12 protein-coding genes are annotated in these 16,090 nt (G+C 37.6%); 10 read left to right on the forward strand and 2 right to left on the reverse strand.

The genetic code is table 11. From position 1 onward, the window contains the following. Window positions 1-29 precede the first annotated feature (29 nt). The 4 genes from lepB (at window position 30) to KYH19_RS13755 (ending at window position 6,516) form a co-directional block, all read left to right on the forward strand. Window positions 30-686: a signal peptidase I gene (gene lepB, locus KYH19_RS13740; RefSeq protein ID WP_219075544.1), complete on the forward strand. Its 657-nt coding sequence runs from the start codon at window positions 30-32 to the stop codon at window positions 684-686. Between the two features lie 138 nt (window positions 687-824). Beyond that, a complete protein-coding gene (locus KYH19_RS13745) occupies window positions 825-1,805 on the forward strand; it encodes an SH3 domain-containing protein (RefSeq protein ID WP_132395320.1) in 981 nt (326 codons plus the stop codon). 589 nt (window positions 1,806-2,394) lie between these two features. Further along, window positions 2,395-4,329 (forward strand): 30S ribosomal protein S1, encoded by a 1,935-nt coding sequence (rpsA, locus tag KYH19_RS13750; protein ID WP_121287220.1) that lies wholly within the window; start codon window positions 2,395-2,397, stop codon window positions 4,327-4,329. Between the two features lie 522 nt (window positions 4,330-4,851). Continuing rightward, entirely contained in the window at window positions 4,852-6,516 is a 1,665-nt protein-coding gene (locus KYH19_RS13755) for a beta-N-acetylhexosaminidase (protein WP_219075545.1), read from the forward strand. Here KYH19_RS13755 and KYH19_RS13760 read toward each other — a convergent pair. Beyond that, the gene (locus KYH19_RS13760) at window positions 6,513-7,439 is read right to left on the reverse strand and encodes an AraC family transcriptional regulator (RefSeq protein WP_219075546.1); all 927 of its coding nucleotides are present in this window, start codon (window positions 7,437-7,439) and stop codon (window positions 6,513-6,515) included. The genes KYH19_RS13755 and KYH19_RS13760 overlap by 4 nt on opposite strands. Window positions 7,440-7,773: 334 nt before the next feature. Between KYH19_RS13760 and KYH19_RS13765 the strand changes: the two genes are divergently transcribed. The 3 genes from KYH19_RS13765 to KYH19_RS13775 all read left to right on the forward strand — a co-directional run bounded on the left by KYH19_RS13765 (window position 7,774) and on the right by KYH19_RS13775 (window position 10,249). Then, window positions 7,774-9,279, forward strand: a complete 1,506-nt coding sequence (locus KYH19_RS13765) for an aldehyde dehydrogenase family protein (protein ID WP_132395323.1) — start codon at window positions 7,774-7,776, stop codon at window positions 9,277-9,279. Between the two features lie 248 nt (window positions 9,280-9,527). Beyond that, complete coding sequence (locus KYH19_RS13770) at window positions 9,528-9,902, forward strand: DUF779 domain-containing protein (RefSeq protein ID WP_219075547.1); 375 nt, start codon at window positions 9,528-9,530, stop codon at window positions 9,900-9,902. 140 nt (window positions 9,903-10,042) lie between these two features. Next, on the forward strand, window positions 10,043-10,249 hold the full coding sequence (locus KYH19_RS13775) for a hypothetical protein (RefSeq protein ID WP_219075548.1): 207 nt from the start codon (window positions 10,043-10,045) through the stop codon (window positions 10,247-10,249). Here the strand turns inward: KYH19_RS13775 and KYH19_RS13780 are convergent. Further along, window positions 10,246-10,647, reverse strand: coding sequence for a thiol-disulfide oxidoreductase DCC family protein (locus tag KYH19_RS13780; RefSeq protein WP_219075549.1), 402 nt, complete (start codon window positions 10,645-10,647; stop codon window positions 10,246-10,248). The genes KYH19_RS13775 and KYH19_RS13780 overlap by 4 nt on opposite strands. Window positions 10,648-10,897: 250 nt before the next feature. Here KYH19_RS13780 and pyrR point away from each other — a divergent pair, with 250 nt between their 5' ends. The 3 genes from pyrR (at window position 10,898) to KYH19_RS13795 (ending at window position 16,088) form a co-directional block, all read left to right on the forward strand. After that, the gene (pyrR, locus tag KYH19_RS13785; protein ID WP_086547373.1) at window positions 10,898-11,452 is read left to right on the forward strand and encodes a bifunctional pyr operon transcriptional regulator/uracil phosphoribosyltransferase PyrR; all 555 of its coding nucleotides are present in this window, start codon (window positions 10,898-10,900) and stop codon (window positions 11,450-11,452) included. 93 nt (window positions 11,453-11,545) lie between these two features. Then, window positions 11,546-12,475, forward strand: coding sequence for an aspartate carbamoyltransferase catalytic subunit (locus tag KYH19_RS13790; RefSeq protein ID WP_029279355.1), 930 nt, complete (start codon window positions 11,546-11,548; stop codon window positions 12,473-12,475). A 589-nt stretch (window positions 12,476-13,064) separates the two neighbouring features. Further along, the gene (locus KYH19_RS13795; protein ID WP_219075550.1) at window positions 13,065-16,088 is read left to right on the forward strand and encodes a tetratricopeptide repeat protein; all 3,024 of its coding nucleotides are present in this window, start codon (window positions 13,065-13,067) and stop codon (window positions 16,086-16,088) included. Window positions 16,089-16,090 lie beyond the last annotated feature (2 nt).

Raw genomic sequence — 16,090 nt, forward strand, 5'->3', positions numbered from 1 at the left:
TATCGGTTCAAACTTAACGCTTTCCAAACATGAAAAAGGTCATTTTTATCTGTGCAGGTTTCTTTTTACTCTTAGTATGCGTATGGATCGGCATCAGGTTTTTTGGCATTTTCAATACCTATAGAAATGTTTCATCGGCCAATGAGCCCAATATTGCCGTTAATCAGATCGTAATGGCTTCAAATTTAAAAGAAGCGAAAAAAGGCAGTCTCATTGTCGTGAAAGTAGATGGAGTGCCTTGTATTTATAGGCTTTGTGCTGTCGAAGGAGATCAGATCGAAATAAAAAAGGGCGACGCTTATTTAAACGGCAAAATAATGCTGCAGAATTACGATACCAAACACAATTATAATTTTAGCAATCAAGTATACGACAAACTAATCAGTTCGGGTAAAATAAAGGCCGGAGAAAATATATATGCGATGGCTGATGAGGTTCATCTTGAACTTGTTGATGCTGAAGCTAAAAAAGCAGGCATTTATCAGCACAGACAGCTGGCAATGTTGGCATACCGTGATGAAAATATCGAGAAACAATGGCAGAACAGATGGAATGCAGATAATTTCGGCCCAGTACTGGTTCCAAAAGACAGTTTTTTCGTGCTTGGGGATAACAGGAATAATGCAAGGGACTCCAGATATATTGGTTTTATTAAAAAAAGCGATTTACTTGGTGTAGTTTTATAAACATTGGATTTAGAACTCTTTTTTAAATCCTATCCTTAGCTATTAAAAGTATTTTCTAATTTTGAAACTCTTAGCACGGTGTTTGCTTATAGCGTGTTTGCAATTACCGATTAAACTGTTTCGCAGAATCTTATACTTATGACTAGAATTTTCTTCCTCCTCATCGCTCTTTCTATTTTTGCTAACCGTTTAAGTGCGCAGGAAACTTATAGGGTCAAGGCCGATAAGTTGCGCGTAAGAGAAAGCAGCGATCCGAAAAGCAAGGTGATTGGCAATATTGCCCAAAATGGAAACATTACGGTTTTAGACGCAAGTAATGACAAGTTTTACAAAGTAAAGTTTAAAAACCGAGAAGGTTGGGTAAGCAAAGATTTTGTAGAAAAAATTACACCGGCAGCTAAACCGACTACTCCACAGGCAACTACTGCACAAACAGGTGCTGCCACTCAAACGGCAACAAGCACCGACATGTATCGCGTAACTGCCGACGATTTACGCGTAAGGCAACAAGCTGATCCAAAAAGCAAAATTGTAGGATACCTGCCTAAAAATGAAAATGTGGCCGTGATCGACTCATCGAATACGAGCTTCTATAAAATTAAAGTTACCAACGGTGAAGGATGGGTGAGTAAAGAATTTTTAGTCAGGGTTTCTCCTGTAAAAGCTGTAATTGAAAAAACCAGCGTAACCGCATCAGTACCTCTGGTAAAAACAGATTACACAAACATTATCTTTTTTGCAGTTGTGGCCTTAATACTCATCACTATATTATACTTTTCGATTAAATATGCCAGTGGCAACAAATTTTTGATCGGTTTTGCAGTGCTTGTAATCCTGGTAACCGGATATTTCTGCTACATTACTTTTATACAGGCAAAAGCGGTAACAGGTACCTTTGCCAGCATTGAAGATATACAATACAAAACCTTCAATTTTAAATCGAAAGATTCGGTAACCGTTACCGATGCCTATACTGATTCTATTTTCACTTCGAAATATGTTATTGAAGGGGACATGATCAAACTTTATGATCAGCAGAACACCATTATGCTATTGATCAGAGATGATAAAACATTAATTGGCGAAGGTTTTACCAGGGGGACCTTTACGAAAAAATAGAATTGCCAAAATCATATCAAACGTTCCTACGGAACGAAAAAAAAAAAAAAAAAAAAAAAAAAAATACTTTTTTTCTACCAATGAATCGTCCCTATAGGACGATTAGTCTTAACAAATAAACACACACCGCCTAATTGGCGATTTGCAAATGAAAGACGAGCAGGCAAACTTTACATGCCTTCCCATCGGGACGCTTGCCAGATAGCAAATAACAGATGTTATTTGTATTTCGTTCCGTAGGAACGTTTGGTAGGTATTTGTGTACAGTCCTTTGTTTATAAACCCGATAAAGCGGAATAGCCCGGAGCGCAGCGAGGATTATAAGCGATAGCGGGGCTGCTGTTCCCGATGAAATACGGAGCGCTCATTTTCAAATAATTAACCTTAAAATCACTATATAATGTTTCCATATTCTCAAAGAGTATCTGGCAAATTCAAATAACCACCCCGCCTTTCAGGCACCCCTCCATGGGAGGAGAATTATAAAACGCTAAAAATCAGCAAGATTTATTAAAAAAATCTTTTCTATTAATTAAAATATTTTTACCTTTGCAGTCCCTAAATAGGGAAAAAAGGAGATAATTAATTAATGGCTAAAAAACAAGTAGCAGAAAAAGAATTAGCAGCTAAAACAGCTGAACTTCAGGGAGAAGGCGGACGCCTGACTGAAAAAGAAACTATCGAATCAGAAGCTGATTCAGTTTCGATCGAATCGATCAAATCATCATTAGCAACACCAACCGAAGATTTCGATTGGGATGCAGATGAAAAAGTTTTCGGTAATTACAATGATGCAGACCGTAAAAAGTTTGAAGATATGTATGCCGGAACATTCAATCAGATCACTAAAGGTGAAATCATCAGCGGTATCGTTGTTTCAATTAACAACAAAGATGTAGTATTAAACGTAGGTTTCAAATCAGACGGTTTAGTTTCTACTTCAGAATTCCGTGATACACCAGATCTAAAAATCGGCGATTCAGTTGACGTTTTCGTTGAAGCACCAGAAGATGCTAACGGTCAATTGATCCTTTCTCGCAAAAGAGCAAAAACCCAAAGATCATGGGAAGCGATTAACGAGGCTCTTGAAAATGATAGAATCATCAACGGTTTCGTTAAGAGCCGTACTAAAGGTGGTTTAATTGTTGATATCATGGGCGTTGAGGCTTTCTTACCAGGATCTCAAATTGATATTAAACCTATCCGCGATTACGATGTATACGTGGGTAAAACAATGGAATTTAAAGTTGTTAAAATTAACCATGAGTTTAAAAACGTAGTTGTTTCTCATAAAGTGTTAATCGAAGACGATTTAGAAAGCCAAAAAGTAGAGATCGTTTCTAAATTAGAAAAAGGTCAGGTATTGGAAGGTACTGTTAAAAATATTACTGATTTCGGTGTGTTCATCGATTTAGGTGGTGTTGATGGTTTACTTCACATTACAGATATTTCTTGGGGCCGCATAGAGCATCCAAAAGAAGTATTATCATTAGATGAAAAAATCAACGTGGTTGTTTTAGATTTCGATGATGAGAAAAAACGTATCGCTTTAGGCTTGAAACAATTAACTCCACACCCTTGGGAAAACTTAAGCACTGACATTCAGGTTGGTTCTAAAGTAAAAGGAAAAATCGTAACTGTTGCAGATTACGGTGCTTTCTTAGAAATCATCCCAGGTGTTGAAGGTTTAATCCACGTTTCTGAAATGAGCTGGTCACAAAACTTAAGAAACCCACAAGAATTCTTAAAAGTTGGTGATGAGATCGAAGCTGAAGTTTTAACTTTAGACAGAGACGAGCGCAAAATGAGCTTAGGTATTAAACAATTATCTAACGATCCATGGCAAGAAGTTGCTGCTAAATTCCCAGTTGGAAGCAAGCACCAGGCAACTGTTAAAAACATGACTAACTTCGGTGTATTTGTTGAAATCGAAGAAGGTATTGATGGATTAATCCACATCTCTGACTTATCTTGGTCTAAAAAAGTAAACCACCCTAACGAATTCACTAAAGTTGGTGATGTATTAGACGTAGTTGTTTTAGAATTAGATGTTGATAACCGCAAATTAAGCTTAGGTCACAAACAACTAGAAGAAAACCCTTGGGATACTTTCGAAACGATCTTCACTTTAGATTCGGTTCACCAGGGCACTGTTGTTAAAGTAACTGATAAAGGTGCTGTTATTGCTTTACCATACGGTGTAGAAGGTTTCGTACCAACTAAACACATGGTTAAAGAAGATGGTACTTCAGTTAAAGCTGAAGAAACCAATGACTTCAAAATCATTGAATTCAACAAAGAAGCAAAACGTATCGTAGTATCTCACGCCCGTATTTGGGAAGAGGTTAAAGCTGAAGCTGTAGCAGAAGAAAGAAATGCTAAGAAAAAAGAAGCTAAAGCTGCTGTAACTGCGGTTAAAAAAGTTAAAGATTCTGTAGAGAAATCTACTTTAGGAGACTTAGACGTATTGGCTCAATTGAAATCGCAATTAGAAGGCGAAGAAAGCAAAGCTAAAAAAGGCTAGTTCTTTTTAACTGAATATATTAATCCCGATAGCGAAAGTTATCGGGATTTTTTTTGTGGTTATTTTTTGCCACGGAAACACGGAATGCACGGATCTCTTTAATGAATCCGTCATTGCGCGAAGGAACAGTCTACTCCGACTTTTCAGGGAAGCAATCTCAATTCTTAACCATATAAGAAATGTAAGATCATTTAAGATTGAAATGAACGAGCTTATATTGTCTTAAATACCTTATATGGTAAATCATAATTAGAAAACGAAAGCAAGCGCTTATCGGTAACTCCGGCCCCGGCTATTCGTTCAATCTTTTTGCAGCTTCTGTCATGCTGAGGCACGAAGCATCTCTTTCATCGGTTTAAGATGCTTCGTGCCTCAGCATGACAGCATATTTAAGGATGCTACAAACAAAAAGGATTTCACTGCTATCGGGTTTATATAACATAGTGGTTCGTTCTACCAAACCTTTTCCTTTCAACCGCCTATAATTATTACTTTTGAAAAGCGTAACCAAGCCTTTTCAGCATGAGAAAAATTATCCTTTTGTTTCTTACGATTATTTCCTTCAAACTTATTGCTCAGGAAGTGAATATTATTCCGCAACCTGTAAGTATTAAAACAGGAAAAAACACGGAAAAATTTATCATTGATCAAAACACAGAAATTATTTCAAATGATTCTTTATCAAATTCAGCTTTATTTCTACAAAATTATATTCAAAAATATTATAATATAAAACTTCGAATTAATCCTAATTCAACGAACGAAAAAAACATAATCAAATTAGAAATAATTAGCAGGTTATTAAAAAACTTAAACGAATACGAGCTTATAAGCAACAACAATCAAACAATAGTTTATGCTTGTTCAGAAAACGGACTTTTTTACGGCATTCAAACATTAATTCAGTTAATACCAGAGACAAAATCTCATTTATTACAAATTCCTGCGGTCGAAATTACCGATTACCCCCGTTTCGATTACCGAGGCATGCACCTCGATGTAAGCCGCCATTTTTTTGATGTAGCCTTTGTAAAACAATACATCGACTACTTAGCGCTGCATAAAATGAATTATTTTCATTGGCACTTAACTGATGATCATGGATGGAGAATCGAGATTAAAAAATACCCAAAACTTACAGAAATCGGCGCATGGCGTAACGGAAGCATTATTGGTTTATGGCCGGGAAAAGGAAATGAAAACATTAAATACCAGGTATTACCAAACGAAGTAAAGATTACGCCAAAAGATGCCGTACTCCAAACAGATGGCATTAAACATGGCGGCTTTTACACACAAGAACAGATTAAAGAGGTAATTGATTATGCTGCCAAGCGTTACATTACCATTATTCCTGAAATTGAAATGCCTGCTCATAGTATGGCCCTATTAGCTGCTTATCCGGAGCTGGGTACCGAACCCAATAAAAAGTATGAAGTTGCCCAGACCTGGGGAATGATGAACAAATACAATAATGTATTGCAAGCTTCTGATACCACATTTAAGTTTTTAGAAAATGTTTTAACAGAAGTGATGGACCTATTTCCATCGCCATACATCCATATTGGTGGTGATGAAGCTTCGAAAATATGGTGGAAAAAATCTGCTATTTCGCAAGAGATCATGAAAGCCAACGGATTGAAAAATGAAAGCGAACTACAAAGTTATTTTATCCGCAGGATAGAGAAATTTGTAAACAGCAAAGGCAAAACCATCATCGGCTGGAACGAGATTTTACAGGGCGGTTTAGCACCAAATGCGGTGGTAATGAGTTGGCAGGGCGAAAAAGGTGGTATTGAAGCTGCCAAACAGCAACATAAGGTAATTATGACGCCTGAAATTAAAATGTATTTTAACCACGCCCAATTTGTAAAAGAAGACAGTTTAACTGCGAATAAATTTTCGCCATTGATTGATGTGTACAATTACGAACCCGTACCGACCGAATTAACAGCCGAACAGGCCCAATACATCTGGGGCGGACAAGGTTCTTTGTGGAGTGAATACATTACCAATCCGGCAAAAGTGCAGTATCAGCTTTTTCCAAGGTTAGATGCCTTAAGCGAAATTTTGTGGAGCCCGAAAGAAAAACGGAATTACCCTGATTTTAAAAAACGTTTGAAAACACAGTTTAAGCGATATGATTTAATGGGCATTACTTATTCGAAAAGATATTTAGAAAATTAGTGAATGATCTGTTTTGCCACCTGCATCTGATAAGTACCCGGTGTAATACCCACGATCTTTTTAAATGCCCTGATAAAATAATTGGCATCGTTAAAACCAAGCTCATAACTTATCGAAGCCACTTTGGCCCCAGGCTGGGAAAGTAAGATTTTGGCCTTGTTAATTTTTTCTGCCAGGATAAAATCGTTAGGACTAATGCCCAGTTCGCGCTTAAACAACCTATAAAAGGTTGCCTTGCTCATACAGGCCTTATCGCTCAGACTATTGATGCTGATCTTCTCGTTCAGGTTAGATTTAATGTAGTTCAGCACAAAGGCCAATGGATTTTGATTGAGGTTATAACCTTCATCGCTGATGGTTTTAAGATTTTGGGTCTGCATAATGCGGACCAATAATTCCTTTAAAGTTAAATCGGCTAAAACATCTTTTTCTTTTGTCCGTTCAGAACAGATCCTGATTACTTTATTGATAAGGTAGGCAATCTCTTCATTGTTATAAAAATGATATTCATCGTAGTTTAGCAGCCATTTCTCATTACTGCCTTCTTTCGGGAAAAACTCGTTCAAATAAGAAATTGTTTTTTGGATCTGCTCTTGATCTATAGCCAGGGCGATACATTGGGTGGGATTAAGATCTGAAGCTTCAGGAAAATCAATTTCCATGGTAACGGCAGGCGGAACAATAACAGTTTGGCCAGGAAAATAATCAAAACCTTTCTTATCAAATAAATGCATTACCTTTTTGCCCCTCAGCATGCTCGTAATTACAAAATCATTAAAAGTAAGCGGAACTTTATACGATTCGGTATAGGTTTCGAAAACATTTAATTCGCAACGCTCTAAGGTATAAGAGGTTCTATTCTCTACCAAAGTTTGCAAGGCTTCCGATGCACTGAGATTTACCTGATCTAATGTATGTTGCATAAACTGAAAAGATTTGGTCAGACATATTTAATAAACTCAAATATAATTATTTCAGCTAGTTATATCATGTGAATAAATGCCCCTTACCTGCATAACATGACCTAATCTCCATTTGCTGACTGTTAAGATCATTATGGTTTCAATTTGGTTACATAGCCTGAAATAATAATGCTATCAATTGATTCGATTGTACTATCTGCTCCGTAGGCTTTGCCATTAGGTTTGTATTAACCAAATCTTAAAAACGTAAAAATCATGATGAGCCACCCCATTAAAAATCCTATACCAAACCCCGCTCAAAATGATTTTTAAAATTTAATAATCAATAATAATTATGGAAAATTTAATTGAAAAACCATCATTCAAAAGCCATTACGATAATTACATTGGAGGGAAATTTGTAGCCCCGGTAAAAGGTGCTTACTTCGATAACATATCGCCGATTGATGGTAAAGTTTTTACTAAAGCAGCACATTCCACAAAGGAAGATTTAGAATTAGCCGTTGATGCCGCACATGAGGCATTTAAAACCTGGAGCAAAACATCTTCTACCGAAAGGAGTATCATTTTGAACAAGATTGCACAGCGGATGGAAGATAACCTCGAATACCTGGCGGCGGTTGAAACTATTGATAATGGTAAGGCGGTTAGAGAAACCTTAGCTGCTGATTTACCCTTAGGCGTAGACCATTTCAGGTATTTCGCGGGAGTAATCCGTGCCGAAGAAGGTTCACTTTCAGAACTCGATCAAAATACTGTTTCGTTAATCGTACATGAGCCGATTGGTGTGGTGGCGCAAATTATTCCATGGAATTTTCCATTGTTAATGGGCATCTGGAAACTTGCCCCTGCCCTTGCCGCGGGAAACTGTGTGGTGTTAAAACCAGCAGAAAGCACCCCGGTTTCGATTATGGTTTTAATGGAATTAATCGGCGATTTATTACCTCCGGGAGTAATAAATGTGGTAAATGGTTTTGGCGCTGAACTTGGGCGTGCCTTAGTGACCAATCCTAAAATTTCGAAAGCCGCATTTACAGGCTCTACCCCAACAGGCAGATTGGTGATGCAATATGCAACCGAAAATATCATCCCGGTTACACTGGAACTTGGTGGAAAATCACCTAACATTTTCTTCAGTTCGGTAATGGCAGAAGATGATGCCTTTTTAGATAAAGCGGTAGAAGGTGCGGTAATGTTTGCATTAAACCAGGGTGAAATTTGTACCTGTCCATCACGTTTATTGATCCAGGAAGATATTTACGAAAAATTTATTGCCAAAGTAATCGAGAGAACAGAAGCGATAAAAATCGGTAGTCCTTTGGATAGAACGGTAATGATGGGTGCGCAAGCTTCGAAAATCCAATATGAAAAAATTGCGCAATATATTAAATTAGGTAAAGAAGAAGGGGCAGAAGTGTTAACCGGCGGAGAGGTAAATGAGCTCCCTGGCGAATTGGGTGGCGGTTATTACATCAAACCAACCATCTTTAAGGGCCATAACAAAATGAGGATTTTCCAGGAGGAAATTTTCGGCCCGGTATTAGCCGTTACTACCTTTAAAACAGTAGAAGAAGCCATTGAAATTGCGAACGACACTTTGTATGGTTTAGGTGCAGGTGTTTGGACGCGCGATGCGCATGAGCTTTACCAGGTACCGAGAGCCATTCAGGCAGGTCGTGTTTGGGTTAATCAATACCATGCTTATCCTGCAGGTGCTCCTTTTGGTGGCTACAAGCAATCGGGCGTGGGCAGAGAAAACCATAAAATGATGTTAGGCCACTATCGCCAGACCAAAAATATGCTTATTTCTTACGATAAAAATAAATTAGGTTTCTTTTAGTTGGTCTGAATGAGGAGCTGTGTTATAAGTACAAAATTGTCATCATGAAAATTCAGTCTTTAGCTAAAACATTGTATTTGTGATGACACTTTGAGGGATCGTCATTCCCAACTTGATTGGGAATCCTAATGCAATACGCTTTAAGATTCCCGCTTTTACGCGGGAAAGACGACCGCTCTAAGAATCTGGCATTACTTTTATAATACAGCATCTTTCTAAAAACCCATTTTCAACCTAAAAAAACGATCATGATCGAGCGAATAGACAGTACAGAAAAAGCAAAAGAGCTGATTGCGATACTTAAAGAAAAACATGGAGAACTCATGTTTTACCAGGCTGGTGGTTGTTGCGAAGGTACACAGCCCCAATGTTTCGAAAAAGGAGGTTATTACCTGCGGATGCGCGATGTTTGTTTAGGTGAAATAGAAGGTTGCGAGTTTTGGGTAGACAGAGACCTGTTCGAGTATTGGAAATTCTCACACTTTACTTTGGATGTGCTGGATGGATTTGGTGTAGGTGGTTTTTCGTTAGAAACCCCACTTCAAAAAACCTTTAAGATCCATTACCGCCTATTCTCCGAAGAAGAATTAAAAGATTTAACTCCAATTAAAACGGCAGAGTAATTTTGGTTTATTTGGTAAAAAGAGGTCAGTTTGGAGCAATCCGGCTGACTTTTTTTATGACTGTTGCGTCATGCTGAATTTAGTTCAGCATCTTTCTTGTTTTTAAAAATTTATGCAATCTTTGCATTAAAAATTAAACCATGCGTAAACTATTTGCCGTCCTTTCTACCATCATTACCTTATTTGCCATTAAAGAAACGGTGTATGTATTTACTTCTAATGAAGCAGACATGGTTAAGCAAAAAGCCATCATGATTGTAATTGCTTTAAGCATTACCATACCGTTAATCATTTTAACACTTTGGCTTTGGTCGCCGGGTAGAAAGAAAAATGGCCCACAAAACTAAGCAATAAACTTATTTTTCAATTCGGGAGTGGGCACCCAACAACTTTCCTGCCTTCCCCACCATTTATAACGGTTTTTGGCAATTATATCGTAAACCCAGTCACGTATAAACTTAGGAATAATGATAAATGCATAAAGAAGCGGAGTTAATCCATTGAGTTTTCGGGCCACTCTTAGTGCCGCTGAAGATTTGGTATAGAGTTTCCCATCCTCCAGCAATAAAATAGTATTCAATTTTTCGGGATCAGCATTAAATTTAGGCAGCATTTCTTTAGCGTAATCACCTTGTAGCGCAGTAAATTTGAATTGATCCTTTGTATCATGTTCAATAACAAATTGCACAGATGAATTACAGAGGTTACAAACGCCATCAAAGAAGATTACTGGTTGCCGGATCATAGATTATAAAAATAAAGTTTTTTAATGCAAAAACAGCCATCGTTTTCTCAGAATATTAAGCTTAAAAACATAATCCTAATATAAATCTTCTACTTCTGTATTTGTACTTTAGTCTTTAAAGCACTATCAAAAAATAATTTTACGTTTTTATATTTTGATAGAGAACAATTTAGCTAGGAAACACTAAAACAATCCAGCTTCAACTTTCTTACCTTAAAACATTTTTATATATTTGCCCAATCCTTCTTCCATGCAAAAGAAAACACTTCTTGACGGACAAAAAATTCAGATTACAATTAAGAGGCTCTGCCATCAATTAATTGAAAACCACGACGATTTCGCAAATACCGTTTTAATTGGCATCCAGCCAAGGGGTATTTTTTTAGCAGATCGTATTCATCAGGATCTTCAGCTTATCCTTAAAAACAAGAAAATTTTAAAGGGAAACCTCGATATTACTTTCTTTAGAGATGATTTCCGCCGTAAAGACGGACTGGTTACCGCAAGCAGCAACTCTATCGATTTTATTATCGAAGGCAAAAAAGTAATCTTAATCGATGATGTACTTTGGACAGGCAGAACCATTAGGGCAGCACTAGATGCCTTGCTTGCTTATGGCCGACCAGAGAAAGTGGAACTTTTGGTTTTAATAGACCGGAGGTTTAGCAGGCATTTACCTATAGAACCCGATTACATTGGGCATCAGGTGGATAGTTTAAACTCACAACAGGTAAAAGTAACCTGGGCGAGTGAAGGAAGTGAAGATAAAGTGATTTTAATATCGGAACCGCCCTTGCCAAAATGAGCCTAAACACCTTACAAAAGGGTTATTTTGGCATGGAAGCTCTATCTGACAGTTAAAACAATATAATAAAACAGATAAAAATAATAAATAAAAATGGCAGCAGAAAAACTATCAACCCGACATCTTTTAGGCATTAAAGATATTAACCGGAATGATATCGAATTGATTTTCGAAACTGCAGATAATTTCAAGGAAGTGATTAACAGGCCGATCAAAAAGGTTCCATCCCTCCGCGACATTACCATTGCCAATATCTTTTTCGAAAACTCTACCCGTACCAAACTTTCTTTCGAACTTGCTGAAAAGAGACTTTCAGCTGATGTGGTTAATTTTGCCGCTTCGTCATCGTCGGTAAGCAAAGGCGAAACCCTGATCGATACCGTAAACAACATCTTATCAATGAAAGTTGATATGGTAGTAATGCGTCATCCTTATGCCGGAGCAGGTCAGTTTTTAAGTAAACATGTAAAGGCTCAAATTGTAAATGCCGGAGATGGTGCACATGAACACCCAACTCAAGCCTTACTTGATGCCTTCTCCATCCGCCAGAAACTGGGCGATGTAGCTGGTAAAAAAGTAGTAATTGTGGGCGATATCCTGCACTCTCGTGTAGCCATCTCAAACATTCTTTGCCTGCAGCGTTTAGGCGCTGAAGTAATGGTTTGCGGTCCTACAACCTTAATTCCTAAACATATCCATCAATTGGGTGTAAAGGTCGAGCATAATTTAATTAAAGCCCTAAACTGGTGCGACGTCGCAAATATGCTGCGCATCCAATTGGAGCGTCAAGACATTAAATATTTCCCATCTTTAAGGGAGTATGCCATGATGTATGGCCTAAACAAACAGATTTTAGATAATCTTGATAAAGAAATCATCGTCATGCATCCCGGCCCAATAAACAGAGGTGTTGAGATTACCAGCGACGTAGCCGACAGCAAACAATCTATTATTTTAGAACAAGTAGAAAACGGAGTTGCGGTGCGAATGGCGGTATTGTATCTGTTGGCAAGTCAGGGGTAGATTAGTTCAATAGTTCATTTATCATTGGTTCATTGGTGCAGGATGCATAGTTTAGCATGGCGCATTGATAATCTAATCGTTCATTAATCAATAGTTCATTGGTGCACGGTGCATAGACTAGCATGGGGTATTGATAATTGTTTATTTCTCCATGTTGCAGAGTATTATGCTCTCTATTTATCATTGCTTACTGGACTTTGTTCATTTGTAATCGATCATTACACGATGAAAATAATGAACTCTACACAAACAGTCAACTGATGTAAACAACTAACCAATTATCCTTCTACGCGATTTCTACATAGATTACCTACAGCAAGACAGGTTTCTTTGGGAAAAGCCCCTCTGCAATGACTGATGGTGGGACTAATAAACCAACGACAAACCAACCAATAAACCTCTACCGGATGCGGCAGTACCAATGACGAATGAACTAATGACCAATGAACCTAACTTTTCCACATTCGTTCACCACTGAATACCAAACCAAAAATCCTATCGTTAATTTGTGTTATTAACAGATGTTAATTACTTCTGTTGATAAGCTTTGATACTATTTCTAATTTAGTACCAACCATATTTGAAACCAATGCAGAAAAAATACTTACTAATTCCGCTAATTTTAGCTGGAAGTTTTAGCACTTATGCTCAGGTTAGCGCAGTGCAGAACCTCAACAAAAACTATCAAACGGGCTTAGAATTATTAGACAAAGAAAAATACACTGCAGCTGCACAACAGTTTAAACTTGTTGAGCTGCAACGTTATAAACCTTCTACCCAGACAGAGAGTAACGCCGAATTATCTTTACTGAAAGAGAACGCAAAATTTTATGCCGCCGTTTGCGCACTGGAGTTAACCAATGCAGATGCTGAAAGTTTATTTCAGGCCTTTATCCGGGATTACCCGTTAAATCCGAACACCAAACTTGCTTATTTCTATGTTGGAAAAACTTATTTCAACCAGAAAAACTATAAAAAAGCTTTAGAATGGTTCGAAAAAACAGATCCTTCTACACTTTCTGGCAAGCAGAGAAACGAATATCAGTTTAAACAGGGTTACGCCTATTTTGAACTTAAAGACTACGAAAAAGCAGAACCTTTATTCGAAAAAGTTAAAAAAGAAGAGGGCGATTTTCAGGAAAGCGCTACTTACTACTTTGCTTATATCAATTACTTAAACAAAGAGTATAAAACAGCTTTAGCTAACTTCGAAAAATTAAAGGGCTCTCCTACTTATGAGGCGAGTTATCCCTACTACATCACTTCGATGTACTATCTTGATGAGCGTTACGATGATGTAATCAGCTATGCTTTGGCATCAATTCAAAAAACCAAACAGCAATTCGAACCAGAAATGTTGAGTTTGGTTGCGGCATCGTACTTTGCAAAATCTGAATTTAAAAATGCTGAAAAGTATTTCGCCGAATATTATGCAAAAGATAAAAGCGAAACCAAGAACAATCTCTTCATCTACCAATATGGATATTCATTGTTTCAGAATAAAAAATACAAAGAGTCTGTTGCCGTTTTAGAAAAGTTGAATACTGATGACGTTTACCTGCAAAACGGTATGCATACGCTGGGTAAAGCATTTATACAGTTGGGCAACAAGCAAAAAGCGCAAAGTGCTTTTTTCAGGGCTTCGCGTTTAAGTTTTGATAAGGGTATACAGGAAGAAGCCTGGTTAAACTATGCCAAATTAAGTTACGAATTAGAATTCCACCAGCAAGCTTTAGAGGCTACGCAGGGTTTCTTAAAAACTTTCCCAAAATCTCGTAAAATAAATGAGGCAAAAACCTTATTAGGTGAAGTTTTATTAACCACCAAAAACTACCAGGCAGCTGTTGATATTCTTGAGCCAATTCCGGATAAAAACCTTGAGGCCAAAGAAGCTTATCAAAAGGTAACCTATTTCCGTGGATTAGAGTTTTATAACGAGAGGGCTTTCCCAAATGCATTATCCATGTTTTTACGTTCTGAGACGTTCCCGGAAGACAATGAGATCAATGCATTAAATACTTACTGGAAAGCAGAATCAATGTACGAACTGCGTAAGTATGGCGAAGCGGTTAGCACTTTCGAGAAATTTTTAAAGATGCCGGATGCCGATAAAACAGGCGTTTACAATTTCGCGAATTATGCTTTGGCTTATGCTGCTTTCGAAGATGAGAAATACAGCAAAGCAGCTACTTATTTCGAAAAATTCCTTGCTGGTAATGATAAAGATCAAAAAACCATTGATGATGCGACCATTCGTTTAGCCGATTCGTATTTTGTAAATAAGAACTATGGTGATGCAATGGCTAATTACAATAAAATCATCAGCCGCAAAACAACTTCTGAAGATTATGCCACTTTCCAAAAAGGAATGATCCAGGGATTGGAAACGCAGTATGATGCGAAAATTGCAACGATGCAAAGTTTGTTAAATACTTTTCCAAATTCAAATTATGCTGATGATGCCGGCTTCGAAACCGCTTATACTTATTTCAACAAAGGCGATTTTGATAAATCTAAATCAGATCTTGTTGCATTAGTGGCCAAATACCCACGCAGTAGCTATGTAGCGAAAGCCTTAGTTACCATTGGCTTGGTTCAATACAACCAAGACCAGGATGATGCCGCTTTAGAATCGTTCAAAAAAGTAATCCGCGATTACCCAACTGCCGACGAAGCTAAACAGGCAATGGAATCGATCAAGAACATTTATGTAGACCGTGGAGACGCGAATGGTTTTATCGCTTACGCAGCAACTACTCCACTTGGAAATTACTCTGGTTCTGAACAGGATAACATCGTTTTTGCCGCAGCCAATAATACCTATCTAAAAGGAGATGCCAATGGTGCATTCCAGGCAGTAAATGCTTATTTCGATAAATTCCCTAAGGCCAACCATGAAAAAGAAGCTAAATTTATCAGGGCAGAATCGTTGGTTAAATTAGGTCGTCCGGATGAAGCCATTCCAGATTACGAATTTATCTTAAACGACTGGACGAGCGATTACACCGAACGTTCTTTGGTAAGTATCTCTCAACTCTTCTTAAATCAGAAAAAATACAACGAAGCGATTGTTTACCTGAAAAGATTAGAGACTACAACCGATTACAAATCGCACTATAGCTTTGCCATCAATAATTTATTAAAGGCTTACACGGCCTTAAACATGCCTGATGACATGCTTAAGTATGCACAGCTGACCAAAGAATCGGAAAAAGCTTCGGAAGAAGAAAAAAACAGTTCGAGCTTATACTCTGGTAAAGCTTACTTGTTAAAAGGCGATACTACCACAGCCATCAAAGAATTTAAAAATGTAGTGGCTAAAACAAAAACAATTGCCGCTGCCGAAGCAAAATACAATCTGGCTTTATTAGAATACAACAAAGGTGATTTCAAAACTTCATCTAAAACCTGTTTTGATCTGGTTAACAACATGGCCGCTTACGATTATTGGGTAGCAAAGGCATTTATCCTTTTATCTGATAATTATGTGGCATTAAAAGACAATTTACAGGCAAAAAGTACACTTCTCAGTATAATTGATAATTACGAAGGCAAGGACGATATCATTCCTACAGCCAAAGAAAAACTAGAAAAACTAAACCAGAAGAAGTAGCA

It is taken from the genome of Pedobacter sp. D749, from assembly GCF_019317285.1.
GTDB lineage: Bacteria > Bacteroidota > Bacteroidia > Sphingobacteriales > Sphingobacteriaceae > Pedobacter.